This window comes from Pseudomonas sp. TUM25319 (genome assembly GCF_056388475.1).
The window spans coordinates 5,052,713-5,077,807 of the sequence record NZ_CM150751.1; the positions used below are offsets into that span (position 1 = coordinate 5,052,713).

21 protein-coding genes are annotated in these 25,095 nt (G+C 64.3%); 9 read left to right on the forward strand and 12 right to left on the reverse strand.

Going from position 1 to position 25,095, the window contains the following annotated elements; all coding sequences use genetic code 11:
• The first annotated feature begins 128 nt into the window (after positions 1-128).
• On the forward strand, positions 129-755 hold the full coding sequence (locus AC05QJ_RS23015) for a response regulator (protein ID WP_476743564.1): 627 nt from the start codon (positions 129-131) through the stop codon (positions 753-755).
• Between the two features lie 8 nt (positions 756-763).
• Positions 764-4,423 carry a transporter substrate-binding domain-containing protein gene (locus AC05QJ_RS23020; RefSeq protein WP_476743565.1) on the forward strand — a complete coding sequence of 1,220 codons (3,660 nt, stop codon included), beginning with the start codon at positions 764-766 and terminating at the stop codon, positions 4,421-4,423.
• A gap of 39 nt (positions 4,424-4,462) precedes the next feature.
• On the opposite strand, the gene AC05QJ_RS23025 is transcribed toward AC05QJ_RS23020, so the two are convergent.
• A complete protein-coding gene (locus AC05QJ_RS23025; RefSeq protein ID WP_476743566.1) occupies positions 4,463-4,804 on the reverse strand; it encodes a YggL family protein in 342 nt (113 codons plus the stop codon).
• Between the two features lie 213 nt (positions 4,805-5,017).
• On the opposite strand from AC05QJ_RS23025, the gene dacB reads away from it, so the two are divergent.
• A complete protein-coding gene (gene dacB / locus AC05QJ_RS23030; protein WP_476743567.1) occupies positions 5,018-6,466 on the forward strand; it encodes a D-alanyl-D-alanine carboxypeptidase/D-alanyl-D-alanine endopeptidase in 1,449 nt (482 codons plus the stop codon).
• Between the two features lie 10 nt (positions 6,467-6,476).
• On the opposite strand, the gene AC05QJ_RS23035 is transcribed toward dacB, so the two are convergent.
• The gene (locus AC05QJ_RS23035; protein ID WP_476743568.1) at positions 6,477-8,867 is read right to left on the reverse strand and encodes a sensor domain-containing diguanylate cyclase; all 2,391 of its coding nucleotides are present in this window, start codon (positions 8,865-8,867) and stop codon (positions 6,477-6,479) included.
• 98 nt (positions 8,868-8,965) lie between these two features.
• Positions 8,966-11,158, reverse strand: coding sequence for a bifunctional 23S rRNA (guanine(2069)-N(7))-methyltransferase RlmK/23S rRNA (guanine(2445)-N(2))-methyltransferase RlmL (gene rlmKL, locus AC05QJ_RS23040; RefSeq protein WP_476743569.1), 2,193 nt, complete (start codon positions 11,156-11,158; stop codon positions 8,966-8,968).
• Positions 11,159-11,693: 535 nt separating this feature from the next.
• Between rlmKL and rmf the strand changes: the two genes are divergently transcribed.
• Positions 11,694-11,909: a ribosome modulation factor gene (rmf, locus tag AC05QJ_RS23045; RefSeq protein ID WP_010223328.1), complete on the forward strand. Its 216-nt coding sequence runs from the start codon at positions 11,694-11,696 to the stop codon at positions 11,907-11,909.
• 107 nt (positions 11,910-12,016) lie between these two features.
• Here the strand turns inward: rmf and AC05QJ_RS23050 are convergent, their stop codons facing one another.
• Positions 12,017-13,042 carry a quinone-dependent dihydroorotate dehydrogenase gene (locus tag AC05QJ_RS23050; protein WP_476743570.1) on the reverse strand — a complete coding sequence of 342 codons (1,026 nt, stop codon included), beginning with the start codon at positions 13,040-13,042 and terminating at the stop codon, positions 12,017-12,019.
• 158 nt (positions 13,043-13,200) lie between these two features.
• Here AC05QJ_RS23050 and AC05QJ_RS23055 point away from each other — a divergent pair, with 158 nt between their 5' ends.
• From AC05QJ_RS23055 to cobA, 5 genes are all read left to right on the forward strand, one after another.
• A complete protein-coding gene (locus AC05QJ_RS23055) occupies positions 13,201-14,412 on the forward strand; it encodes a CmpA/NrtA family ABC transporter substrate-binding protein (protein ID WP_476743571.1) in 1,212 nt (403 codons plus the stop codon).
• A 13-nt stretch (positions 14,413-14,425) separates the two neighbouring features.
• A complete protein-coding gene (locus AC05QJ_RS23060) occupies positions 14,426-15,001 on the forward strand; it encodes an ANTAR domain-containing response regulator (protein WP_476743572.1) in 576 nt (191 codons plus the stop codon).
• Positions 15,002-15,371: 370 nt separating this feature from the next.
• Positions 15,372-16,583: a nitrate/nitrite transporter gene (locus AC05QJ_RS23065; RefSeq protein ID WP_476743573.1), complete on the forward strand. Its 1,212-nt coding sequence runs from the start codon at positions 15,372-15,374 to the stop codon at positions 16,581-16,583.
• A 9-nt stretch (positions 16,584-16,592) separates the two neighbouring features.
• Positions 16,593-18,263: a bifunctional protein-serine/threonine kinase/phosphatase gene (locus tag AC05QJ_RS23070; RefSeq protein WP_476743574.1), complete on the forward strand. Its 1,671-nt coding sequence runs from the start codon at positions 16,593-16,595 to the stop codon at positions 18,261-18,263.
• A 28-nt stretch (positions 18,264-18,291) separates the two neighbouring features.
• Positions 18,292-19,035: a uroporphyrinogen-III C-methyltransferase gene (cobA, locus tag AC05QJ_RS23075; RefSeq protein ID WP_476743575.1), complete on the forward strand. Its 744-nt coding sequence runs from the start codon at positions 18,292-18,294 to the stop codon at positions 19,033-19,035.
• A 63-nt stretch (positions 19,036-19,098) separates the two neighbouring features.
• Here the strand turns inward: cobA and AC05QJ_RS23080 are convergent, their stop codons facing one another.
• From AC05QJ_RS23080 to AC05QJ_RS23115, 8 genes are all read right to left on the reverse strand, one after another.
• Positions 19,099-20,136 (reverse strand): OmpA family protein, encoded by a 1,038-nt coding sequence (locus AC05QJ_RS23080; RefSeq protein ID WP_476743576.1) that lies wholly within the window; start codon positions 20,134-20,136, stop codon positions 19,099-19,101.
• Between the two features lie 109 nt (positions 20,137-20,245).
• Positions 20,246-20,812 (reverse strand): RNA polymerase sigma factor SigX, encoded by a 567-nt coding sequence (gene sigX, locus AC05QJ_RS23085; RefSeq protein ID WP_476743577.1) that lies wholly within the window; start codon positions 20,810-20,812, stop codon positions 20,246-20,248.
• Between the two features lie 112 nt (positions 20,813-20,924).
• Positions 20,925-21,749, reverse strand: coding sequence for a mechanosensitive ion channel family protein (locus tag AC05QJ_RS23090; protein ID WP_476743578.1), 825 nt, complete (start codon positions 21,747-21,749; stop codon positions 20,925-20,927).
• A 2-nt stretch (positions 21,750-21,751) separates the two neighbouring features.
• Complete coding sequence (locus AC05QJ_RS23095) at positions 21,752-22,000, reverse strand: CrfX protein (protein WP_476743579.1); 249 nt, start codon at positions 21,998-22,000, stop codon at positions 21,752-21,754.
• A gap of 111 nt (positions 22,001-22,111) precedes the next feature.
• Positions 22,112-23,107: a zinc transporter ZntB gene (locus tag AC05QJ_RS23100; protein ID WP_476743580.1), complete on the reverse strand. Its 996-nt coding sequence runs from the start codon at positions 23,105-23,107 to the stop codon at positions 22,112-22,114.
• 28 nt (positions 23,108-23,135) lie between these two features.
• On the reverse strand, positions 23,136-23,624 hold the full coding sequence (gene rraA, locus AC05QJ_RS23105; protein WP_476743581.1) for a ribonuclease E activity regulator RraA: 489 nt from the start codon (positions 23,622-23,624) through the stop codon (positions 23,136-23,138).
• Positions 23,625-23,719: 95 nt separating this feature from the next.
• Entirely contained in the window at positions 23,720-24,019 is a 300-nt protein-coding gene (locus tag AC05QJ_RS23110; protein WP_476743582.1) for a Rieske (2Fe-2S) protein, read from the reverse strand.
• Between the two features lie 52 nt (positions 24,020-24,071).
• The gene (locus AC05QJ_RS23115; RefSeq protein ID WP_476743583.1) at positions 24,072-25,070 is read right to left on the reverse strand and encodes an alpha/beta fold hydrolase; all 999 of its coding nucleotides are present in this window, start codon (positions 25,068-25,070) and stop codon (positions 24,072-24,074) included.
• Positions 25,071-25,095: the final 25 nt, after the last annotated feature.

The following is a 25,095-nucleotide window of genomic DNA, read 5'->3' on the forward strand; positions in this document are numbered from 1 at the left end:
TGTAGTCATTTACCAAATAACAAGTAGGAAAATTCCTATATTAAGCTTCAACACCACTCATTTTATGTACGCGCTTCTTATCTAGGCTATGGTGCGGCCTCTACACCACTCGCTTTGGGAAGATGAGCATGCACTCTGTTTTTATTGTCGATGACCATCCTGTCATACGCCTCGCCTTGCGAATGCTGCTGGAGAACGAGGGCTACAAGATTACCGGGGAAACGGATAACGGTGTCGATGCCATGCAGATGGTCCGCGAATGCCCGCCGGACCTGATCATTCTCGACATCGGCATCCCCAGGCTCGACGGCCTCGAGGTGCTGTCGCGCTTCAACACCATGTCGCTGCCGCTGAAGATCCTGGTGCTGACCGCACAGTCACCGGCGCTTTTCGCCATTCGCTGCATGTTGTCCGGTGCCTGCGGATATGTCTGCAAACAGGAAGACCTCACTGAATTGCTGAGTGCAATCAAGGCAGTATTGTCCGGTTATAACTATTTCCCCAGTCAGGCCATTGCACCGCTGCGTCATCCGTTCGAAACACCGGAAGAGATCGAGCGGTTCAAACTGGTAAATGACCGCGAACTCATGGTTCTGCAACTTTTCGCCCAGGGTCGGAGCAATAAGGAAATTGCTGAAGGTATGTTCCTCAGCAATAAAACCGTCAGCACTTACAAGAAGCGCCTGATGCAGAAACTCAAGGCCCGTTCTCTGGTGGAACTGATCGAAATGGCCAAACGCAACGAACTGGTGTGAAGGTAACCATGCTCAAGCCTATGCTGTTCTGCGTGCTGCTGCTCGCGGCCTGGATAAGCCCGGTGGCAGCGGAGGAGGACGGCGCGGTCAACTACAAACTGCTCAGCCGAAGCGTGCAGTTCCCGTTGCGGATTTCCCTGGCACCGGCCCAACAGGCCTGGCTGCAGACCCGCCGCGAACTGGTGCTGGGCACCTCGGCGCCCGACTACCCTCCGTTCGACCTGACCGCCAGCGGCCGCGACTACGAGGGCCTCACTGCCGACTACGCCGGCCTGCTCGGCGCCACGCTCGGGCTTCCCGTCAGGATCAAGCGTTTTCCCAGCCGCAACCTTGCCTTGCAGGCGCTGGTGGAAGGCCGGATCGACCTGCTCGGCAGCGCCAACAGCTACGACGTCGCCACCGCCGGTGTGGTGTTGTCCCATGCCTATGCCGAAGACCAGCCGGTACTGGTGACCCGCGAGAACGAGACCCGCCCGCTGGACACCGGCCTGCATGGCCTGCGCCTGAGCATGATCGAACACTACCTGCCCCTCGCCGAGGTCCGCGCCACCTACCCCTACGCCACGATCCGCACCTACAGTTCCTATCATCACGCCCTCAACGCCGTCGCGTTCGACCAGGCCGACGTGTTCCTCGGCGACACCGTGTCGACGCACTACCTGCTGAACCAGAGCCACCTGCAGAACCTCAAGATGGCCAACTTCGCCAAGCACGAATCCATGGGCTTCGGCTTCGCCGTGCACCAGAGCAACGCGGTGCTGCTGACCTTGATCAACAAGACCCTCGAAGCGGTGACCAGCACGACCCGCGCCAACATTTTCCGTCGCTGGAGCGCCGGCAGCAGCGTGCTGATGACCGATCGCAAGCTGCAACTCTCGCCCAGCGAAGAACAGTGGCTGGCGAAGAACCCGGTGGTGCGGGTCACCGTCGACGAGCACGCGGCACCGCTGACCTTCTTCGACAAGGCCGGAAACCTGCGGGGCATCGCCGCCGACCTGCTGGAACTGATCCGCCTGCGCACCGGGCTGCATTTCGAGATCGGCCGCAGCAGCGGCATCAGCGACATGATCGACCAGATCAACCACGGACACGCCGACCTGATCGCGGCGATCTCGTCGAGCCCGCAGCGCGAAACCACGCTGAACATCAGTCGGCCGTATCTGGAAAACTCCTACGTCCTGGTGACCCGCGAAGGCAAGGACGCGCCCCTCACCCTGGAGCAACTCAAGGGCCGGCGCCTGGCGGTGACCCGCGGCAACCTGCTCAACGAAAGCATTCGCCAGCGCTATCCCGACATCCAGCTGGTCGCCACCGAAGATGTCGCCGCGGCCGCCTCGCTGCTGGCGCACCGGCAGGTAGACGGCATGGTCATGGCCCTGATCAACGCCAATTTCAACCTCACCACCCAGCGCGACCTGGTGATCCGCTCCACCGTCAGCGACATATCCGCCACCTTCTCCCTGGCCACCTCGCGCCATTCACCCGAACTCGCGTCGATCCTCGACAAGGCGCTGACCAGCATCATTCCCGAGGAAATGGGCATCATCAACAGCCGCTGGCGCGGCTACAGCGGCAACACCCATTCGTACTGGCAGACCCACCAGCACACCATCCTCAAGATCATCCTCGGCACATTGGTCCTGTTGCTGCTGTCGCTGGCCTGGAATGCCTGGATGCGGCGCCAGATCAAGCAACGGGAAACCGCCGAACGCGCCCTCAGCGACCAACTGGAGTTCATGCGGGCGATGGTCAACGGCACGCCGCATCCGATCTACGTCCGTGACCGCGACGGCCTGCTGCAGACCTGCAACGAAAGCTACCTGCGGGCGCTGGGGGCCGATCCTGGGGAAGTGCTCGGCAAGTCCATCGATGATGCCCCGCTGGCCGGCAACGACGATGCCGGCAGCATCCGCTCGGATTACCTGCGGGTGATGAACGAGGGCCGCCCCCTGATCAAGGACCGCCCGCTCAAGCTCAAGAATACCGACCTGACCATCTATCACTGGATCCTTCCCTACCGCGACTCTCTCGGCGAGGTGAAAGGCATCATCGGCGGCTGGCTGGACATCAGCGAACGCCGGCAACTGGTGCAGGACCTGCGCCTGGCCAAGGAACAGGCGGACGCCGCCAACCGCGCCAAAAGCACCTTCCTGGCGACCATGAGCCACGAGATCCGCACACCGATGAATGCCCTGATCGGCATGCTCGAACTGGCCCTGAAGCGCCCCGCCGAACGGCCGATGGACCGGCCGGCGATCGAAGTCGCCTATCACTCGGCCAAGGACCTGCTGGCATTGATCGGCGACATTCTTGACATTGCCCGCATCGAGTCGGGCCACCTCAACCTGAGCCCCGAGCGGGTCAACCCGGCGACGCTGGTCCAGTCCACCACCCACATCTTCGAAGGCCTGGCCCGGCAAAAGGGCCTCGAACTGACCCTTGCCATTTCCCGCACCGCCCACCGGGATGTCCTGCTCGACCCGATGCGCTTCAAGCAGATCCTGTCCAATCTGCTCAGCAACGCCATCAAGTTCACCACCTGGGGCCAGGTCAAGATCGACCTGGTCATTTCCAGCGTGCCCTCTTCCGGCGACACCCACAGCGGCGACCTGCAGCTCGAACTGTCGGTCTGCGACACCGGCGTCGGCATCACCCCGGAAGACCAGCAACGCCTGTTCCAGCCGTTCGCCCAGGTCGAGCCCGACAGCCCCCAGGCCCGCAGCGGCACCGGCCTGGGCCTGGTCATCAGCCGCAGCCTGTGCGAGATGATGGGCGGACGCCTGAACCTGTTCAGCAAACCTGGCGAGGGCACCGAGATCCGTGTCAGCCTGCCGCTGCGCAGCCTGCCGGAGTGCCCTGCGCCCCAGGTCGAAGAGCCGGCGCCGCCAATGCCCGGCGCCGACCTGAAGGTGCTGGTGGTGGACGATCACCCGGCCAACCTGCTGCTGGTGGCGCAGCAACTGGAGTTTCTCGGCGTGCAGTACCAATGCGCCGACAACGCGACCAAGGCCCTGGACCTGTGGGCGTCGAATCGCTTCGATGTGCTGATCGTCGACTGCAACATGCCCGGCATGGACGGCTATCAGTTCACCCAGGCGATACGCGAACGCGAGCGGCAACAAGGCCACACCCCGTGCACCATCCTCGGCTACACCGCCAACGCCCAGCCGGAAGTGCATCAGCGCTGCCTGCAGGCCGGCATGAACGACTGTCTGCTCAAGCCGATCGGCCTGCACAGCCTCGGCCAGCGCCTGGCCAGCGTGACGGCGAACGCCGCTAGCGCCAACGCTTCGCTGCTCGATCTCAAGGGGCTGGAGCCCATTATCGGCGACTGCCCGCAGGAGCTGCGGCGCCTGCTGGAAACGCTGCTGCGCAGCAGCCCGGAAGACCAGCAACGCTTGCAGGCGACCGAGACCCAAGGGGATCCGCAGGCACTGAAGAGTGCCGCCCACCAGATCCTCGGGGTCGCGCGTATCGTTCAGGCCGAGGCGCTGATGCAGGCCTGCGAGGTACTGGAGGACGCCTGCGAACGCCATGCACCGGAGCCTGTGCTCAGGCGCCGCAAGCGGCAGGTGCTGGCGCAAATGAAACGGGTCGAGCAGACCCTGGATCGAGCCCTCGCCAGCCTGCCGCCCGCTCAGGACAGCGCTGAAGAAGAGAAAGACTGAAACGAAAACGGCAGCCCGAGGGCTGCCGTTTTCGTTGCATCAGGCCTTGTTGACCGGGTTTTCCGGGTACCAGGCATCCAGCAGCGGGCTGACTTCGATCTTGGTCAGTTCGCTGCGGCCCTTGAGCCAGGCTTCAACAGTAGCGCGCTGCTCTTCGGTGACCGAGCCACGCTTGGCCGAGCAGACCAGACCGAAGTCTTCGCCGCCGACATAGTCCAGGCCGTTGGCATCCATGGCGTCTGCCAGGAATGCGTCGAGGAAGGCGTCGATGGCTTCATCGCTGAGGTCTTCCTTGAAATCCAGGTTCAGCTCGAAACCCAGTTCCTGGAATTCGTCTACACAGAGCTTTTTGCGCAGACGGCGGGAACGGTTGGTAGCCATGAAACAATCCTCTTGAGTAATAACGCGCGGCACTTTAGCAGTTTCGCCGGCAGCCTGCCCGGGAAAAGCCGATAAACCGCCACACGGACGCGTATTCACGGCGCACGCCGGCACAGGCTTGGGGCATAATGCGCGCTATCATTTTTCAAGCCGGGGCCATCATCCTGTTCAGCCCCGTTCTTTTCACCCCTCGCCTGCAGGGTTTCAGTGCTTATGACTCCATCCCTTCGCTCGCTGTTGTTCGCCGGCCTGCTTCTGCCTTTCGCGCTGCCGGCTCATGCCGAACCCGCCAATACCTCGCTGCCGCCCAAGGTCCAGGCCGCCCTCAAGGCCAACAAACTGCAGGACTCCGCCCTTTCGCTGGTGATGCTGCCGCTCAACGGCCCGGGCACCCCGACCATTTTCAATGCTGACGTTTCCGTCAACCCGGCCTCGACCATGAAGCTGGTGACCACCTACGCGGCCCTGGAAATGCTCGGCCCGACCTACCAGTGGAAAACCGAGTTCTACAGCGACGGCCCGCTGAGCAACGGCGTGCTCAACGGCAACCTGTACCTCAAGGGCGGCGGCGATCCCAAGCTGAACATGGAAAAACTCTGGCTGCTGATGCGCGACCTGCGCGCCAACGGCGTCCAGACCATCACCGGCGATCTGGTGCTGGACCGCAGCCACTTCGTGCAGCCGCAACTGCCGCAGTTCAACGACGACGGCGGCGACGAGAACAAGCCATTCCTGGTCAAGCCCGATTCGCTGCTGGTCAACCTCAAGGCCCTGCGCTTCGTGGCGCGCAACGACGGCGGCCGGGTGCTGGTCTCGGTAGAGCCACCGATCGCCAGCATCCGCATCGACAACCAGGTCAAGGCCGTGTCGGGCAAGCAATGCACCGGTGAAGTGCGCTACAACCCAGTGGTCCAGGCCGACGGCGTCAGCGTGACGGTCAGCGGCCAACTGGGCGAAGGCTGCAACTCGCAGACCTACCTGTCGCTGCTCGACCACCCGACCTACGCCGCCGGTGCAGTGCGGGCGATCTGGAACGAGCTGGGCGGCACCATCCAGGGCCGCGACCGCGTCGAGGAAGTGCCGAAGAGCGCACGCCTGCTGGCCCGGGCCTTCTCGCCGGATCTGGTCGAGATCATCCGCGACATCAACAAGTACAGTAACAACACTATGGCCCAGCAGTTGTTCCTCAGCCTCGGCGCGCGCTACCGCACCGACGCCGATGGCGACGATGCCCGTGCCGCACAACGCGTGGTACGCCAGTGGCTGGCGAAGAAAGGCATCACCGCCTCGCACCTGGTCATGGAAAACGGCTCCGGCCTGTCCCGTGCCGAGCGGGTCAGCGCGCGGGAAATGGCGGCCCTGCTGCAAGCCGCGTGGAAGAGCCCCTACGCCGCCGAGTTCATCAGTTCGATGCCGCTGACCGGCATGGACGGCACCATGCGCAAGCGCCTCAAGCGCACCGCCATGGCCGGCGAAGCCCACATCAAGACCGGCACCCTGAACACCGTCCGCGCCATCGCCGGCTTCAGCCGCGACAGCAACGGCACCACCTGGGCAGTCGCCGCGATCCTCAACGATCCACGGCCGTGGGGCGCCTCGGCGGTGCTCGACCAGGTGCTGCTGGATCTGTACAAGCAGCCGAAGCTGGCCAGCACCAACTGACCGGAGCGGGTCAGAGCTGCTCGGCTTCGACCCGATCCCGCCCGCCCTGCTTGGCCAGGTAGACACCTGAGTCGGCGCGCAGCAACAAGGCATCGGCGCCCTCTCCGGGGCGCCAGCCAGCCACGCCGAAACTGGCGGTAACCCGTCCCACGCCGTCCACCGGCACACTGCGCACACCCTGCCACAGCTCCAGCGCCAGCGAATGCGCCTGTTCGGCGTTGCTGCCCGGGCACAGCACCATGAACTCCTCACCGCCCAGGCGGCAGAACACATCGGTGCGTCGCAGGCGATGGCTGATGCGCTGGCAGATGCTCTGCAGCACATGGTCGCCCATGGCGTGGCCGAAGCGGTCGTTGATCTGCTTGAAGTGATCGATATCCAGCATGATCACAGCCAGCGCCTGACCGTCGCGCTGCGCCCGTTCCAGTTCGACTTTCAGCCGCTCCTGGAAATAGCGGCGGTTGTGGATGCCGGTCAGGGAGTCGGTGACCGACAGCGCCCGCAGCTCTTCCTCGACCCGCTTCAGATCGGAGATGTCCGTCAGGTAGCCGTGCCACAGGGTGCCACCGTCGGCCAGCGGTTCGGGCGTCGCCTCGCCACGCACCCAGCGCAGCCCGGCCTTGGGCAATTGCACCCGGTACTCTTCGCGCCACGGCGTAAGCTGCTCGGCGGACTCGCGAATGGAAAACCGCACACGGGCCAGGTCGTCCGGATGGATGCGCTCGAACACCGTGGTGGCGTCCTGGCGCAGCAGGGCCAGGTCCACCTCGTAGATGTCCCGCAGGCCTTCACTGGAATAGCTGAAGCAGGAACGGCCATCCGGATCGAGGCGGAACTGATAGATGCCACCCGGCACCTGGGCGGTGAGCTTTTCCAGCAGCCGGTCGCGGGCCTCCAGCGCTTCATGGACGCGCTTGCGCTCGGTGATGTCGATGCAGATCGCCAGATGGCCGACCCACAACCCGTACTCGTCGAGCACCGCGGTCACCAGCATGTTCGCCGACAGATGGCTGCCGTCCTTGCGCTGCAGGGTCCACTCGCTGGGTTCTTCGTCGACATTCGGCACACTGTCCACCAGCACCGCCTGGCTGCTGCTGATCTCGCGACCGAAGCGCAGGCTCATCAGCCGGGCGCGCTCCTGCACTTCGCGGGGCAGCAGCAATTGCTCCAGGGTCAGCTTGCCCACCGCGTCCTCACTGCTGTAGCCGAGCATGCGCTCGGCTCCGGCATTGAAGGTGCTGATAACCCCGTGCAGGTCGGTGGCAATGATGGCGACCTGGGTGGCGGCCTCCAGCACGCTGCGCAACTGGTTGTGGGTATCGCGCAGGCTTTCCTCGCTGATGCGCAGCTCCGCGGTGCGCTGCTCGACCAGGGTCAGGGCACGCTGGCGCTGACTGAACAGGCTGAACAGCAACGCACTGAGCAACAGGCTGAGCAACAGGCCGAGAAACGCCACCGCCGTCGCCGAAGAGCGGTCGCCGCGCAGGAAGGTCTGGCTGGGATACATATCGAGCTGGAAGGCATGGTCGGCCAGATGCAGCGTCTTGTGGATCACCAGCGGCGATTCGCCAGGCACATTGCCGGACTGGAACAGCACCTCGGCCTGACTCTGCGCAGACAGGTCGGTGATGCGCACCGCCAGATTGTCTTCCTCGGCGCTGGGCAAGCCGTCGGCCATCAACTGGCGCATGCTCAGCACGGTCATCACGAAGCCTTTGGGCTCGCTATCGGGCTGCTGCGCGGCGAACACCGGCGCCACCATCAACATGCCGCGGGCGTAGGCGGGGTCCACCCCCAGCAGATCGAAGGGTGCCGACACCGCCAGCGAGCCCGGCGTCATTGCCCGCTCCAGCGCGTCACGGCGCACCGCTTGCGACAGCAGGTCGAAGCCCAGCGGCGGCGGCAACTGGTTCAGGGTCTGGCTGAACAGCACCGGATAGTAGGTCGGACGCTGCCGCGAAGGCTGCAGGATACCGCCCTCGCCCAGCTCGCGGATGCTGAAGTCGCGGCCCAGCAGTGTCCGCGTGCGCTGCTCGAAGTCGGCACGCTCGGCCTGGGTGACCCGTGGCGCCCACGAGTACGCCTGGGAGCGGTGCAGCAGCGGCCGCACGTAACCGTCGAACTCGTCGCGGGTGATTTCCTGGGCATACACGAAAAAGCGCCGCAGGCTGTCCAGACGCTGGGTCTGGTCCTGCAGGCGCTCCTCGATGCGACTGTAGCGCTCATTGGCAAGCAGTTCGAAGCGCTGGGCCTGTTGTTGCTGGTACAACGCGTTGGCCGCCAGCGCCAGCAAAGCGGTCAGCAACCCGCCGACCACCAGCGCGACGAAGGCGACCAGCCAGGCGGACACCTCTTCGCTGATGAAACCGAGCATCTTCTGGGGCAGGCTTGGGATCGACATAGTCAGGACTCACAACGTCGGCCCGGCACGGCACTCAGGGCTCTCTTCAATAATAGCCAGTAGCCACGCTCTCGAAAGCCCGGAATGCGCCATTTACTTCACCGCGCCTGAATGCGCCAGGCCCGGTGGATCTTGCTGTTGCGGGCGAAGTCCGGATCGAGGGTGCGCTCGCTGATTTCCTCGATGGCGTAGCGCTCCTGCAAGCGCTCGTCGAGCTGGAACTTGCGGAAGTTGTTGGAGAAGTACAGCACGCCACCCGGCGCCAGGCGTGCCACCGCCAGGTCGAGCAATTCGACATGATCGCGCTGCACGTCGAACACCCCTTCCATGCGCTTGGAGTTGGAGAAGGTCGGCGGGTCGATGAAGATCAGGTCGTACTGCTCGCGGTCGCCCTGCAGCCAGGCCATCACATCGCCCTGTTCCAGGCGGTTCTTGTCCGAGAAACCGTTCAGCGACAGGTTGCGCCGCGCCCAGTCGAGGTAGGTTTTCGACAGGTCGACGCTGGTGGTACTGCGCGCCCCGCCCTTGGCCGCGTGCACGCTGGCCGTGGCGGTGTAGCAGAAGAGGTTGAGGAAACGCTTGCCGGCCGCCTCGCGCTGAATGCGCATGCGCATCGGCCGGTGGTCGAGGAACAGGCCGGTGTCGAGGTAGTCGGTGAGGTTGACCAGCAGCTTGACGCCACCCTCGCTCACTTCCATGAACTGGCCCTGGCTGTTCTGCCGCTCGTACTGGCGGGTGCCGGTCTGGCGCTCGCGGCGCTTGAGGATGACCTTGCTCTGGTCGACGCCAAGGGTCTGCGGAATCGCGGCCAGGGCATCGAACAGGCGGGCCTGGGCCTTTTCCGGATCGACCGAGCGCGGCGCGGCGTATTCCTGCACATGCACCCAGCCCTGGTACAGGTCGACGGCCAGCGAGTATTCCGGCATGTCGGCGTCGTACACGCGGTAGCAGGTGATGTGCTCGCGGCGCGCCCACTTGCCCAGTTGCTTGAGGTTCTTCTGCAGGCGGTTGGCGAACATCTGCCCGCCTTCGCTCAGGCGCGCCGGCTCGCTGGCCGGCGCCTGCGGCGGACGCTCGTCTTCCTGGTTGCGTTCGGCGGAACGACGCTCACCGGTGACGAACTGGTCGGGCTGGACCTTGATCAGCAGCAGCTTGCACGGCAGCGCACCGTTCCAGAAGGCGTATTGCTTGTGGCTGCGGATGCCCATGCGCTTGCCAAGGTCCGGGGCGCCGGTGAATACCGCGGCCTCCCAGCCGAGACAGGCCTGGCGCAGGCGCTCGCCGAGGTTCTGATAGAGGTACAACAGGCTGGCTTCGTCGCCGAGACGCTCGCCGTAGGGCGGGTTGCTGATCACCAGGCCTTTCTGGTTCTGGTCCGGACGCGGCTCGAAGGTGCCAACTTCGCCCTGATAGATTTTCACCCAGTCGCTCAGGCCGGCGCGCTCGACGTTGTTGCGGCCCGGCTGGATCAGCCGCGGATCGGCTTCGTAGCCACGGATCCACAGCGGCGGCTTTGCAAGGCCGGCTTCGGCACGGGCCTTGGCTTCGTCGTGGACCTTGCGCCACAGCGCCGGCACATGGCCGAGCCAGGAGGTGAAGCCCCAGCGCTCGCGCTTGAGGTTTGGCGCGATGTCGGCGGCGATCATCGCCGCTTCCACCAGGAAGGTACCGACGCCGCACATCGGGTCGGCCAGCGCCCCGCCTTCGGCAGCGATACGCGGCCAGCCGGCACGGATCAGCACGGCGGCGGCAAGGTTTTCCTTCAGTGGCGCGGCGCCCTGCTGCAGGCGGTAGCCGCGCTGGTGCAGGCTGTGGCCGGAGAGGTCGAGGGACAGGATGGCCTCACCGCGCTCCAGGCGCAGGTGCACCCGCAGGTCGGGATTGAGCTTGTCGATGGACGGCCGCTCGCCCTGGGCGTTGCGCAGTTTGTCGACGATGGCGTCCTTCACCTTCAGGGCGCCGAAATGGGTGTTGTCGATGCCCGAGCCATGGCCGCTGAATTCCACCGCCAGGGTGCCGGCAGCGTCGAGGTGCTCCTGCCAGTCGACGTCGTGCACGCCGTCGTACAGGTCATCGGCGTTCTTCATGTTGAAGCGCTTGAGCACCAGCAGCACACGGTTGGCCAGGCGTGACCAGAGGCACAGGCGGTAGGCGGTTTCCATGTCGGCCGAGCCGCGCAGCGCCGAGGTGTGCTCGCGCACATCCTCGAGCCCGAGGCCGCGTGCTTCATCGGCGAGCAGGCCTTCGAGGCCCTTGGGACAGGTGAGGTAGAGTTCGAAACGGTCCGACATGAGTGATTCAGCCTTGAGCATCAGTGAAGGTGCGAGCGCATCGCCCTTCGAAGTTTGATCGGGTGCCTTCGGCAAGCACCCGAGTGGCACGACGAACGTGCCGGGCCACCCGACGAATCCTTCGGCCGCAATGGCAAAAAGGCTTTGATCGTCGGGCAGATCGAAAAATTCTATGGCAAAACGCCACATCCGTGACCCTTCGTCGTTTTATCGACAGGTGTCGGAAATCATTCTCAACAGTGGCGTTTTGATTCACAGGTCAGGCAAGTGCTGATCATAGCTGGCTTTAATCCCGTCCCGGCCTTGAATCAATTTTTTACTTATCCCCTCACCCATGGAAAGGTTACGTGCTTATGACAATTCGTTTGTTCACAGGCCTCGCTTCAATGGGTAGAACTCAACTCAGGTTGTCACCGCAACGGGACAACACTTCCGCTCGCGACGCCGGCAGCGAGCGCATAACCGGCAGAAAGAATCTGCCCGACCCACACCGGGTCGACGGGACATTACAGTCAACAAATGAGGGCAGTACCCTATGAGAAGACTTAAGCGTGATCCGTTGGAAAGAGCATTTTCACGTGGCTACCAATACGGGGTCACCGGCAAATCCCGCGAGCTTTGCCCCTTTACCTTACCGTCCGTACGCCAGGCATGGATCAATGGCTGGCGTGAGGGACGAGGCGACAACTGGGATGGCATGACCGGCACCGCAGGTATCCATAGACTCAACGAACTTCACGCCGTTGGCTGAACGAGGAGCTGAACCGAGTTAACATGCGCGCCCTATCCGGGCGGCGGGCTGCGGCCCAGGGGCCCCCTTAGCGGGGCCCTTTTTTATGCGCCTCGTTCTGCCGCCCTTCAGCGCGCCGGCATGGCGGCGATGGCGTCCACCGACTCGCGGATCAGCGCCGGGCCCTTGTAGATGAAGCCGGAGTAGATCTGCACCAGGCTGGCACCCGCCGCAATCTTCTCGGCAGCGTGACGACCTTCGGTGATACCGCCTGCGGCGATGATCGGCATCTTGCCCCCCAGCTCCTGCGCCAGCACCTTGACCGTGTGGGTGCTCTTCTCCCGCACCGGCGCGCCCGACAGACCGCCCGCCTCGTCAGCGTGGTTCAGGCCTTCGACGCCTTCACGGCTGAGGGTGGTGTTGGTGGCGATCACCGCATCCATTCCCGACTCCAGCAGGGCCGAGGCCACCAGTGCGGTTTCCTCGTCGGTCATGTCCGGGGCGATCTTGATCGCCAGCGGCACACGCTTGCCGTGGGCCTGGGCCAGTTCTTCGCGGCGGGCGGCCAGGGCGTCCAGCAACTGCTTGAGCGAGTCGCCGAACTGCAGGCTGCGCAGGCCCGGAGTATTGGGCGAACTGACGTTGACGGTGATGTAGCTGGCCTGGTCGTAGACCTTGTTCAGGCAGATCAGGTAATCGTCCACGGCGCGCTCGACCGGGGTGTCGAAGTTCTTGCCGATGTTGATGCCGAGCACGCCCTGGTAGCTGGACGCCCGCACGCGGTTGAGCAGGTTGTCCACACCGAGGTTGTTGAAGCCCATGCGGTTGATGATGGCCGTGGCTTCCGGCAGGCGGAAAATCCGCGGCTTGGGGTTGCCCGGCTGCGGACGCGGGGTCACGGTGCCGATCTCGACGAAACCGAAGCCCAGCTGGCCGAAGCCGTCGATGGCCGCGCCGTTCTTGTCCAGGCCCGCCGCCAGCCCGACCGGGTTGGGGAACTCCAGGCCCATGACTGTCACCGGCAAGCGCGCCGGGGCCTTGGTCAACAGCCCGTTGAGGCCCAGGCGGCCGCCGGCACCGATCAGGTCCAGCGACAGGTCGTGGGAAGTTTCCGGGGACAGTTTGAACAACAGCTGGCGGGCCAGGTTATACATGGGCGGGCTTGGCTCAAGATTTGGAGAGGCGGCGATTATAGCCAGCCCGGGGGTTGCGCGACAGGGCCTTGGCATATGCGTTGCTTGGACCCGACCACAGGGCCCGCTGCGCAAACCGGCGCGGGCCACCGCTTCATCTGCCTTGGCGACCTCCTGCAATGACTGACCTTCCCTCCTCTCCCCTGGCCTGGGTTCACGGCAGCGATGCGCCGGAAAAAACCAGCCTCAACATCGGCTTCATGGCCCTGAGCGACTGCGCCTCGCTGGTGGTGGCCGCGACCCAGGGCTTTGCCCAGCCCCACGGCCTGACCCTGAACCTGAAACGCCAGAGTTCCTGGGCCGGCCTGCGCGACGGCCTGCTCAGCGGCGAACTGGATGCTGCCCATTGCCTGTACGGGCTGGCCTACGCGGTTCATCTGGGCATCGGTGGCGTCGGCGCCACACCGATGGCGGTGCTGATGGGGCTGAACCACAACGGTCAGGCGATCAACCTGTCGCCGGCGCTGCAGAGCAAAGGCGTGACCAATCCTGAGGCACTGGAACGCCGCGTGCACCAAAGCCGGTCAAAACTCACCTTCGCCCAGACCTTTCCCACAGGCACCCACGCCATGTGGCTGTATTACTGGCTCGCGAGCCAGGGCATTCATCCCCTGCGAGACGTCGACAGCGTCGTGGTGCCGCCGGCGCAGATGCTGGCCCACCTGCGTGCCGGACGGATCGACGGCTTCTGTGTCGGCGAACCCTGGTCGGCCGACGCGGTGAACCAAGGCATGGGCTTCACGCTGGCGAGCAGCCAGTCGATCTGGCCGGACCATCCGGAAAAGGTCCTGGGCACCACCCGTGCCTTCGTCGAGCAGTATCCCAACACCGCACGAGCGCTGGTGGCCTCGGTGCTGGCGGCGAGCCGCTTCATCGAGGAAAGCCCGGAGAACCGCCAGGCCGCTGCGCACCTGATCAGCGCCGGCAACTACCTGGACACGCCCGTGGAGAACATCCAGCCGCGGATGCTGGGTGACTACCAGGACGGCCTCGGCAACCAGTGGCACGACGCCCACGGCCTGAGCCTGCATAACAACGGGCTGGCGAACTTCCCTTATCTGTCCGACGGCATGTGGTTCATGACCCAGTTCCGCCGTTGGGGCCTGCTGCGCGAAGACCCGGATTACCTCGGCGTCGCCAGCCAGGTGCAACAGCTCAGCCTCTACCGCGATGCCGCCGCCAGCGTCGGCGTCGCGTGCCCAGAGGCGTCGATGCGCAGCAGCCAGTTGATCGACGGAACGGTCTGGGACGGCTCCGATCCACAGGGCTATGCCCACGGATTCCGCCTGCACGCCCTGGCCGACCAGCCAGTGGCGCGGACCGGTCGCTGAGAGGGCTGCGCGCATGCTGCGAATTCTGTTGATCGACGACACCGAAAAGAAAGTCGGCCGGCTCAAGGCGGCCCTGGTGGAAGCGGGCTTCGAAGTGATCGAAGCCTCCGGCCTGACCATCGACCTGCCTGCGCGCGTCGAAACGGTGCGTCCGGATGTGATTCTGATCGATACCGAGTCACCGGGCCGCGACGTGATGGACCAGGTGGTACTGGTCAGCCGCGATCTGCCACGACCGATCGTCATGTTCACCGACGAACACGACCCCGGCGTGATGCGCCAGGCGATCCAGGCCGGCGTCAGTGCCTACATCGTCGAAGGCATTCATGCCCGACGGCTGCAGCCGATTCTCGACGTGGCCATGGCCCGCTTCGAAAGTGACCAGGCGCTCAAGGCCCAGCTCCAGGCCCGCGACCAGCAACTGGCGGAGCGCAAGCGCATCGAGCTGGCCAAGGGGTTGCTGATGAAAATGAAGGACTGCGACGAGGAACAGGCCTACACCCTCATGCGCCGGCAGGCCATGAGCAAGCAGCAGAAACTGATCCAGGTGGCGGAGCAGATCATTGCCATGCACGACCTGCTGGGCTGAGCTGAAAGCCACCTGCAATCCTTGCAGGAGCGGCTTCAGCCGCGATCGGCGGCGCTGCCGTCGTAGAACCTGAGTCCGCGATGTTTCTGGAATACCGGGAATACAGGTTTTATGGCCGCCATGCGGCCAATCGCGGCTGAAGCCGCTCCCACTTGCGGAGGGTGTAGATATCGGGCTGAGGTGTTGCTCGGGCGCCGGATCACTTGCGATTCGCTCCCACCGACCCAATCTGGCCCACCTCTTGCTTTGATTCATCCCGGTAGCCAACGGCGGTTGCCCCCGAACATACGACAAAGACGTCGCTCTCCCCCTCGCCCCCATGCGAGCCGGGAAGCGGCGTTTTTTTGTTTCAGCCCCCGTGAGGTGTCCCATGAATACGAGCTTCTGGAAATCCGGGCATGTCCCGACCCTGTTTGCCGCTTTCCTGTATTTCGACCTGAGCTTCATGGTCTGGTACCTGCTCGGCCCGCTGGCGGTGCAGATCGCCACCGACCTGCAACTCACCGCGCAGCAGCGCGGCCTGATGGTGGCCACGCCGATCCTCGCCGGTGCGGTGCTGCGCTTTGTCATGGGCATCCTGGTGGATCGCTTGTCGCCGAAGACCGCCGGCCTGATCGGCCAGGTGATCGTGATCGTCGCCCTGTTCTGCGCCTGGAAGCTGGGGGTCAACAGCTATGAGCAAGCGCTGCTGCTCGGCGCGTTCCTCGGCGTGGCCGGCGCGTCCTTCGCCGTATCGCTGCCACTGGCCTCACAGTGGTACCCGCCGCAGCACCAGGGCAAGGCCATGGGCATCGCCGGAGCCGGCAACTCGGGCACCGTGTTCGCCGCCCTGCTGGCACCGGTACTGGCCGCGAGCTTCGGCTGGAACAACGTGTTCGGCTTCGCGGTGCTGCCGCTGGTGCTGACCATCGTCCTGTTCGCCCTGCTCGCCCGCAACGCGCCGGAGCGGCCAAAACCCAAGGCCATGGCCGACTACCTCAAGGCGCTGGGCGACCGCGACAGCTGGTGGTTCATGTTCTTCTACAGCGTCACCTTCGGCGGCTTCATCGGCCTGGCCAGCGCCCTGCCCGGCTACTTCAACGACCAGTACGGCCTGGACCCGGTCAAGGCCGGCTACTACACCGCCGCCTGCGTCTTCGCCGGCAGCCTGATGCGCCCGCTGGGCGGCGCCCTGGCCGACCGCTTCGGCGGCATCCGCACCCTGCTGGGAATGTACAGCGTGGCGGCCATCTGCATCGCCGCGGTGGGCTTCAACCTGCCCAGCTCGGTGGCGGCACTGGCGCTGTTCGTGGCCGCCATGCTCGGTCTGGGTGCCGGCAATGGCGCGGTGTTCCAACTGGTACCGCAACGCTTTCGCCAGGAAATCGGCGTGATGACCGGGCTGATCGGCATGGCCGGCGGCATCGGCGGCTTCCTGCTGGCCGCGGGCCTGGGCACCATCAAGCAGCACACTGGCGACTACCAGCTCGGGCTGTGGCTGTTCGCCAGCCTCGGCGTGCTGGCCTGGTTCGGCCTGCACGGTGTCAAGCGTCGCTGGCGCACCACCTGGGGCTCGGCAGCCGTCACTGCGGCGCGGGTCTGAGGCGACGCCATGGCCCTGCAACTGAGCCTCGCCCAAGCCAGCGCCAGCGGTCCGCGGGAGGAAAACCAGGACGCCACGCGCCTGGTCACCCCCGCGGCAGAACTGGCCGCCAGCAAGGGTTATCTGCTCGCCCTCGCCGACGGCGTCAGCCAGTGCGCCGACGGCGGCCTCGCGGCCCGGGCCAGCCTGCAGGCCCTGGCGCTCGACTATTACGCCACGCCGCCCACCTGGGGCGTGGCCCAGGCCCTGGACCGCCTGCTGCTGGCACAGAACCGCTGGCTGCGGGCCAACGGCGGCGGCCAGCCCCTGCTCACCACCCTCAGCGCCCTGGTGCTGCGGGGCCAGCGCTTCACCCTGGCCCATGTCGGTGACTGCCGGGCCTATCGCTGGAGCGACGGGCAATTGCACCGCCTGACCCAGGACCACGTCTGGGACCAGCCCGGCATGCAGCATGTGCTCAAGCGCGCCCTCGGCCTGGACGAGCACCTGCTGGTGGACTACCTGGAGGGCGAGCTGCAGCCGAACGACAGCTTCGTCCTGCTCAGCGACGGTATCTGGAGCGCACTCGACGAACGCCAGATCGCGGGCGTGCTGCGCGAGACCCCGGACCTGGAAGAAGCCGCAGGCACCCTGGTGCGCATGGCCCATCTGGCCGGCAGCCAGGACAACGCCAGCGCCGTGCTGGTACGCATCGAGCAACTGGGCGCGACCAGCCTCGGCGATACCCTGGCGCAATTGCAGCAATGGCCCTTGCCCCCGGCACTGCGCAGCGGTCAGGCCTTCGAAGGCTGGCAGGTAGAGTCCGTGCTCGGCCAGAGCCGGCAGTCGCTGCTGTACCGGGTGCTCGACCGCCAGCAACAGCCGTGGCTGCTCAAGACATTGCCGGCCAGCCGCGAGCAGGACACGGCGGCGCAGCAGGGCCTGCTGCTGGAAGAATGGTTTCTGCGCCGGGTCGCCGGGCGCTGCTTTCCCGAGGTGCATCCCGGCAGCCAGCGCCAGCACCTCTATTACCTGATGCGTGAGTATCCGGGCCAGCCCCTGGCGCAGCTGTTCGAGCAACACGGCCCGCTGAGCCTGCCGCAATGGCTGGACATCGCCCGGCAGACCCTGCGGGCGGTGGGCATGCTGCACCGGCGCAACATCCTGCACCGCGACATCAAGCCGGACAACCTTCACCTGGGCACCGACGGCCAGGTGCGCCTGCTGGACTTCGGCCTGGCGTACTGCCCCGGACTTTCCGAGGACAGCGCCCACGACCTGCCCGGCACCCCGTCGTTCATTGCCCCGGAAGCCTTCCAGGGCCAGGGACCGGCGGTGCAGCAGGACCTCTACGCCGTCGGCGTGACCCTGTTCTATCTGCTCACCGGGCACTACCCCTACGGCGAGATCGAAGCCTTCCAGCACCCGCGCTTCGGCACGCCCGCCAGCGCGGCGCGACTGCGCCCGGACCTGCCGGAATGGCTGGAGCGCAACCTAGCCCAGGCCGTGAGCGCCGATCCCCGGCAACGCTTCGAAACAGCCGAGCAATGGCTGTTGCTGCTGGAACAGGGCGAACACCAGCCCCAGGCCCTGCGTCCGCGCCCGTTGCTGGAGCGCGAGCCGCTGAAGGTCTGGCGCGGGCTGGCCCTGCTGTCGTTGCTACTCAACCTGATTCTGCTGATCGGCCTGCTAAAAGGCTGACGGCGCCTGACCTGACGAGGAAACCATCATGAGCGCGAAAGTCTGGCTGGTAGGCGCAGGCCCCGGCGATCCGGAGCTGCTGACCCTGAAAGCGGTACGGGCACTGGGCGAGGCCGAGGTGGTCATGCTCGACGACCTGGTCAACCCGGCCATCCTCGAACACTGCCCGCACGCCCGGGTGATCCGGGTTGGCAAACGCGGTGGCTGTCGATCGACGCCGCAAGCCTTCATCCAGCGCCTGATGCTGCGCCACGCCCGCCAGGGCCGCTGCGTGGTCCGCCTCAAAGGCGGCGATCCGTGCATCTTCGGCCGCGGCGGCGAAGAAGCCGAATGGCTGCAGGCCCGTGGCGTCGAGGTGGAGTTGGTCAACGGCATCACCGCCGGCCTGGCCGGTGCCACACGCTGCGGCGTTCCGCTGACCCTGCGCGGCGTCAGCCGTGGCGTGACGCTGGTCACCGCCCACACCCAGGACGACAGCAGCCTGAACTGGCAGGGCCTGGCGCAAAGCGGCATGACGCTGGTGGTGTACATGGGCGTCGCCCGTCTGAAGGAGATCCAGCAAGGATTGCTGGACGGCGGCATGGCGCCCGGGACGCCGGTGGCGATGATCGAAAACGCCTCGCTGCCACAACAGCGCGAGTGCCGCAGCGTGCTTCGGCACATGGACCTGGATGCCGCTGCGTTCGAGCTGAAAAGCCCGGCCATCCTGGTGATCGGCGAGGTTGCCGGCGGCGCTGTCGCCAGCCTCGGGCTGCAGCGCGAAGCCGGCTGAGGCACAAATCGCAGGCAAAGAAAAACCCGGCCGAGGCCGGGTTTTTCAGTAGCGTCAGACCAATTACTTGGCTTGAGCCTCTACTTGAGCTTCAACGCGACGGTTGACAGCGCGACCAGCTTCGGTGGCGTTGTCAGCAACCGGACGGGACTCACCGTAGCCGACGGACTGAACGCGGCTCGATTCAACACCGTACTGCTGGGTCAGAACCTGTTTCACGGCAGCAGCGCGACGCTCGGACAGCTTCTGGTTGTAAGCGTCAGTACCGACGGAGTCAGTGTGACCTTCAACAGTGGTGCTGGTCGATGGGTACTGCTTCATGAAGTCAGCCAGGTTCTTGATGTCGCCGTAGCTGTTTGGCTTGACGACCGACTTGTCGAAGTCGAACTTGACGTCCAGCTCAACGCGAACGACTTCGGCAACAGCCGGGCAGCCATCAGCGTCAACGGTAACGTTGGCTGGGGTGTCAGGGCACTTGTCGACGTTGTCGCACACGCCGTCGTTGTCGCTGTCGGAGCAGACTTCAGCAACCGGAGCCGGTGCTGGAGCAGGAGCAGCCTTGCCGCCACCGCCGAAGTTCAGGCCGATACCGACGCTAGGAGCCCACTCGGTGTCGCCCTGGTCGATGTTGTACTGAGCTTCAACGCCAGCACGGGCGTAGAAGTTGTCGGTGAAGTACAGCTTGGCACCAGCGCCCAGGTTGGCGAAGGTGGAGCCGTTACGACCGCCACGGCCGGTCTGGCCGATGCTCTGGTCGGAGAAACCAGCGGATACGTACGGACGCAGCATGTCGCCTGGGTTGTTGAAGTGGTACAGAGCGTCCAGGGCGGTGTTAGAGCCCTTGATGTTCTTGCCGTCTTCGCCACGGGCGTTGTGAACTTCGTCGTAGCCCAGACGCAGTTCGACGTCGTCGGTCAGGAAGTAACCAATCGAGCCACCGAACAGGTTGCCGTCGTTTTTGAAGTCGCGCTGACTGTCGAAGTATTCCTTCTTGTAGAAGCCTTCAACCTCAACTGCGCCTTGGCCTTGTGCCAGAGCGCCGAAGGAGGTAGCGGCAACAAGAGAACCAATGGCCAAGCCCAAGGTGTTTTTCAATTTCATCCGTTAAATCCCCATCTGGTGATTGTTAAGCAGTCCCACAAATTCCGGGGGACAACTCGACGGCAAGTTTAGCAGAACTCGCCAGTTCGTCAGAGAATTTTCCGACAGACTAAGTTTCAATCTGACCGGAAAATTTTTCTCTCAGCTTGTCCAGCGCACGCTTGTAACGCATTTTCGTCGCGCTCAAGCCCATATGCATGATGTCGGCGATCTCCTGAAATTCCAGCTCCGCGACAAATCGTAGCACCAGAATTTCACGGTCGATGGGGTTCACATGAACCAGCCATCTATCCAGCCCGCCCTTCTCCTCCGGCTTCGGAGATTTCTCTTCCGAGGCTTCTTCGACCGGGTCGAGGCTCAGGGCATCCATCAACCGACGCTTACGCCGTTCCTTGCGATACTGGGTTATGCATTCGTTATAGGTAATGCTGTAGAGCCAGGTCTTGAACTTCGATTTGCCCTCGAAGTTCTTCAAGCCGTAGAGCACCTTCAGCATCACCTCCTGACAGACATCATCGGCGTCCCTATCGTTCCCCAGATATCGTGAGCAAACGTTAAAAAGGGTGCGCTGATAGCGCCGCATGAGCTCTTCATAGGCGCGGGTAACATGAAATAGCTCCTCATGCGAACGCGCCACCAGCTCCTCATCGGTGAGCTCGCGGGGGTCGTAACGCATGGGCAGCGGGGAGACTTTATTCAAAACAAATCAGGCCGACAGTCAGGTATTCGACGCCGCCTGCCCCTGGGGGCAGATTTTGCGGCGGCATACATTAGCAGGATTTGCCCGGTCAGCGGCTAGTGACTCGCTGTTCCAGCAGCGCGCGGTTGGACAGCGAAACCAGTTCGCCGTCATCGGTCAGCACCACTGTCTTCACCGTGCCGATCTCTTCGATCTGGCCTTCGACCTCGCCAATCTGCACCTGCTGGCCCACCTGATAGAGTTCACGCACATAGATCCCGGCGAGAATCTGGCCGGCGATCTCGCGGCTGCCCAGGCCCATGGCCAGCGCAACGGCCAGACCAACGGTAATCAATCCGATGACGATCACATGGTTGAGCAGGTCGGTCTTGACCTCGAGCTGGCTGATGGCCACCGAAATACTGATGATGATCACCAGGCCCTGGACGATACGCCCGACGCCAGCGGCATATTCCAGGCCGATGCCTTCGGCGGCGCCGCGGGTCAGGCCATTGGCGACCTGGGCCAGCAGCACGCCCGCCAGCAGCACCAGAGCCGCGCCGAACACCTTGGGCAGGTACAGCGCCAGCATGTCCAGGGTCGAGGACACACGCTCCAGCCCCAGCGCCTCGGCGGCCGAGACGAGGAACACCAGCAGGATGAACCAGTAGACGATCTTGCCCACCAGGGTGGAGATCGGCACATGGATGCCGACACGGCCGAGCATCTTGGTCAGCCCGGTACCGGCCATCAGCCGGTCGAGGCCGAGCTTGGCCAGCAGCTTCGACAACAGGGTGTCGAGCAGCTTGGCGACCACGAAGCCGAGCAGTACGAGTATCAGCGCGACAAACAGGTTGGGGATGAAATTCGCGACTTTGGTCCACAACGCGGTCATCGCGGTGACCAGGCTCTGGGTCCAGAGATCAAGTTCCATATTCAATCGGCCTTATCAGCTTTACGGACGGAAGCGGTGCGGCGAACCGGCGCAACGTGCGCCGAGCCATTGTTGATGGCGATCATCAGCGCCTGGCTCCAACGGCCAAGCAGGCTGAACAGGTCGCCGGCGCCGACCTGGCGGTTGGCGGTTTTCAGGACACGCCCGAGGCAAGCGTCATCATCGCGGTCCTGGCCGGATGGCGACGCTTTCAGCATGTCTCGCAGGGATTGTTCAAACGGATCGTGCATGGGCACCTCGCGCAGTGTCAGTCAAAGACGAGACGCCCGTGCCATCGGTCACATGAACATTTTCCGGCCTCGGATGAAGCTGGCTCCCACCAGCGGTATAGGACATGGCGTTCAGACCCAACGCAGGCGGCGGAACAGCCACCATTGCCCGAGGGCCAGCGCCAGCACCAGCAGGCTGGCGTACAGGAACCCGTAGGGGCTTTCGGAGCCGGGAATGCCGCCAACGTTGATCCCCAGCAGCCCGGTCAGGAAGCTCATCGGCAGGAAGATGCAGGTGATGATGCCGAAACGGTACATGGTCCGGTTCATCCGCTCGTTGAGCCGGCGATCCTCGCTTTCCAGCACCAGCGCCACCCGCTCGCGGGTCAGCTCCAGCTCTTCGAGGTAGCGGATCAGGCTGTTGTTGAGCTCGTTCCAGTAGTCGGCGTCGTCCTCGACGAACCAGGGCCACTTGTTTCGCGCCAGTTGCGCGTAGATTTCCCGCTGCGGCGCAAGAAACCGCCGCAGCCCCGCCGCACGCCGGCGCATCTGCTGCAGATCGCCGTGTTCGGGGGTGTAGCGTTCGTCGGCCTCGAGTTTTTCCTCTTCGTTGTCCACCAGCTCGGAGAGGTCGGACACCACCGCCTGGATCTTGTCGGTGAGCAACTGGGCGAGGGTGAGCAGCAATTCGGAAGCGGTCTTGGGTCCGCGCCCTTCGTCGAGTTGCTGCAGCAGTTCATCGGTGGCGCGAAGCGGCCGCAGTCGCAGGGAGATGACCCGCTCGGCCTGGGCAAAGATGCGCACCGAGACCATGTCTTCAGGCTCGGCACCGGGATTGAGGTTGATACCGCGCAGAAACAGCAGCATCTGCGCATCCGGCAGCGGCAACAGCCGCGGCCGGGTGTTTTCTTCGAGCAACAGGTCGCAGGAGAACTGGCTCAGCCCGCTGTCCTGGCGCAGCCAGGTCTGGGTCTGCGGATGGCCGCGGTCCCAGTGCAGCCAGAGGCTTTCCTCCGGCTGCAGGACCAGGTCGTCCAGTTCCGTCCGTGCGATGGAACGCGCACCGCCCCTGCCATCGAGCACCAGGGCATGAACCAGCCCCCACTGCGCGTTTTCTTCCTCGAACATCCTGACTCCATCGACCTGTCTACGAAACTTACTCGGGCATCTTCAGCGGGCTGGGGGAAATGATCACGCCATTGTTGTCAGCGTAGATGTACTCGCCCGGGCGGAAGGTCACGCCGGCGAAGGTCACCGCGACGTTGAGGTCGCCGATGCCACGCTTGTCGGTCTTCATCGGGTGGCTGGCCAGGGCCTGGACGCCGACATCGGTCTGTGCCAGGACATCCACGTCACGCACGCAGCCGTAGATCACCAGGCCTTCCCAGCCATTCTTCGCGGCCTTCTCGGCGAGCATGTCGCCCAGCAGCGCGCGGCGCAGCGAGCCACCGCCATCCACCACCAGGACCTTGCCCTTGCCATCGAGGTCGACCTGCTCCTTGACCAGCGAGTTGTCTTCGAAGCACTTGATGGTGACGATCTCGCCGCCGAACGAATCGCGACCGCCGAAGTTGCTGAACATCGGCTCCAGCACCTGCACCAGCTCAGGGTAGGCGTCGCACAAATCGGGCGTTACGTAATGCATGGGAAACTCCTGTCAGTAGCCAAGAAATGGATGTCGCAACTCACACGATCAAGGATCAGACGAAGCCTGGCAATGCGGCTTTAGCACCACTGAGGCTACACGTCGATGCCAATACGGTCACCTTCATAGGCCAGCCTGAACAGGTTCAGCCCCGCGCAGCCCGGTTGCAACGAGCGGCCCGAAGACAGGCTGAACGCCAGACCATGCCGTGGACAGCGCAACACGTCACCTTCCAGCGTAGCGGCCCCGAGGGGCGCGCCCTGGTGCGGACAACGGTCTTCGATCAACACCGGACGGTTATCCACAACCAGCAGCAACAGCGCCTGACCGTTCACCCGAAAGGTCTTGCGGTAGCCCTCTTCAAGATTGATCAGACGCTCAAGCGGCACGAACATGGCAAAGGCCCATAAAACACAAAGTGACCACAAGACCGAAAAGCGTCACATCTTAGCCGCTAACCGGCTCAGGCGAAACGTCCGGCACCGCCGGCTGCTCCACCATCGACAAGGGATCGCGCAACCAGCGCTCCACCAGCGGCCAGACCTGAGTCTGCGCAGGCTTGCTGACCAGCATATCCACATGGCCGAAGTTGTCGAATCCCTCTTCCTGGCCGAGCCGCACAAAACGCTTGCGCTCGCTGCCGATCTGCTCGAACAGCTTGCGGCAGGCCCACACCGGATCCTGATGATCGCCCGCCCCGCCCACCGCCAGCACCGGCACCCGTACCTCGGCGAGCCCCGCCCACCAGTCACGCTCCTTGTCGCCAAAGCGCCCGAACAGGCCAAACCAGCGCATGCTCTCGATGGCCAGGCCGATCGGCTCGTCTTCCGGGCCGCGCTTGAGCCGCGAGCCAGACAGATGAGCGAAGCGCTTGAGCAACAGGCGACCACCCCACTCCACCGGTGGAATCTTCAGCGGCCAGTAGGTGCGGCTGACCTGAGTGCCGAAAAACGCCGCGCTGGCGATCAGTTCTTCATTCAGATACCGCCCGCCCAGCGCCGCCGCCAGGGTCGTGCCGCCCAGGGAATGGCCGACCCAGTGCGCCAGTTGCCCGGTCTTTTCATGGACAAAGGCGGCAATCGCCGGCAGGTCGTAGCTGGCGTAGTCGGCGACGCGGTTGTAGCGGTAGTCGCGGTTGCGCGGCGACAGGCCGTGGCCGCGCATTTCCGGAATCCACACATCGAAGCCGGCCCGCGCCAGATGCGCGCCGAGGCCGATGCCCTTGGGCGAAAACCAGAAGCGCCGGTTGGAAAAGCTGCCGTGGAGCAGAATGACCGGCACGCCACGGACTTCGCCCTGATCGGCCAGGCCCAGCCGGGTCAGCGCCAGCTCGACACTCCGGTCGGGGCTGTTGCCGGCCTTCAGGCGGTAGACGTCCTCGCTCAGGTCGCCGCAACGTTCGGCCCTGAGCAAGGCCACGGGAAAGAGAGTGCTGCTGCTTTGCATAGGTGTTCTTGTACGAAAAAGGGCG

Bases quoted from the DNA above. Each gene is read 5' to 3' on its own strand.
- AC05QJ_RS23065 (WP_476743573.1), top strand. From the start codon at position 15,372: ATGAATACGAGCTTCTGGAAATCCGGGCATGTCCCGACCCTGTTTGCC.
- AC05QJ_RS23060 (WP_476743572.1), top strand. From the start codon at position 14,426: ATGCTGCGAATTCTGTTGATCGACGACACCGAAAAGAAAGTCGGCCGG.
- cobA (WP_476743575.1), top strand. From the start codon at position 18,292: ATGAGCGCGAAAGTCTGGCTGGTAGGCGCAGGCCCCGGCGATCCGGAG.
- rlmKL (WP_476743569.1), bottom strand. From the start codon at position 11,158: ATGTCGGACCGTTTCGAACTCTACCTCACCTGTCCCAAGGGCCTCGAA.
- AC05QJ_RS23020 (WP_476743565.1), top strand. From the start codon at position 764: ATGCTCAAGCCTATGCTGTTCTGCGTGCTGCTGCTCGCGGCCTGGATA.
- AC05QJ_RS23100 (WP_476743580.1), bottom strand. From the start codon at position 23,107: ATGTTCGAGGAAGAAAACGCGCAGTGGGGGCTGGTTCATGCCCTGGTG.
- AC05QJ_RS23115 (WP_476743583.1), bottom strand. From the start codon at position 25,070: ATGCAAAGCAGCAGCACTCTCTTTCCCGTGGCCTTGCTCAGGGCCGAA.
- AC05QJ_RS23025 (WP_476743566.1), bottom strand. From the start codon at position 4,804: ATGGCTACCAACCGTTCCCGCCGTCTGCGCAAAAAGCTCTGTGTAGAC.
- AC05QJ_RS23080 (WP_476743576.1), bottom strand. From the start codon at position 20,136: ATGAAATTGAAAAACACCTTGGGCTTGGCCATTGGTTCTCTTGTTGCC.
- AC05QJ_RS23055 (WP_476743571.1), top strand. From the start codon at position 13,201: ATGACTGACCTTCCCTCCTCTCCCCTGGCCTGGGTTCACGGCAGCGAT.
- AC05QJ_RS23035 (WP_476743568.1), bottom strand. From the start codon at position 8,867: ATGTCGATCCCAAGCCTGCCCCAGAAGATGCTCGGTTTCATCAGCGAA.
- dacB (WP_476743567.1), top strand. From the start codon at position 5,018: ATGACTCCATCCCTTCGCTCGCTGTTGTTCGCCGGCCTGCTTCTGCCT.
- AC05QJ_RS23090 (WP_476743578.1), bottom strand. From the start codon at position 21,749: ATGGAACTTGATCTCTGGACCCAGAGCCTGGTCACCGCGATGACCGCG.
- AC05QJ_RS23050 (WP_476743570.1), bottom strand. From the start codon at position 13,042: ATGTATAACCTGGCCCGCCAGCTGTTGTTCAAACTGTCCCCGGAAACT.
- rraA (WP_476743581.1), bottom strand. From the start codon at position 23,624: ATGCATTACGTAACGCCCGATTTGTGCGACGCCTACCCTGAGCTGGTG.
- rmf (WP_010223328.1), top strand. From the start codon at position 11,694: ATGAGAAGACTTAAGCGTGATCCGTTGGAAAGAGCATTTTCACGTGGC.
- AC05QJ_RS23015 (WP_476743564.1), top strand. From the start codon at position 129: ATGCACTCTGTTTTTATTGTCGATGACCATCCTGTCATACGCCTCGCC.
- AC05QJ_RS23110 (WP_476743582.1), bottom strand. From the start codon at position 24,019: ATGTTCGTGCCGCTTGAGCGTCTGATCAATCTTGAAGAGGGCTACCGC.
- AC05QJ_RS23095 (WP_476743579.1), bottom strand. From the start codon at position 22,000: ATGCACGATCCGTTTGAACAATCCCTGCGAGACATGCTGAAAGCGTCG.
- sigX (WP_476743577.1), bottom strand. From the start codon at position 20,812: ATGCGTTACGACCCCCGCGAGCTCACCGATGAGGAGCTGGTGGCGCGT.
- AC05QJ_RS23070 (WP_476743574.1), top strand. From the start codon at position 16,593: ATGGCCCTGCAACTGAGCCTCGCCCAAGCCAGCGCCAGCGGTCCGCGG.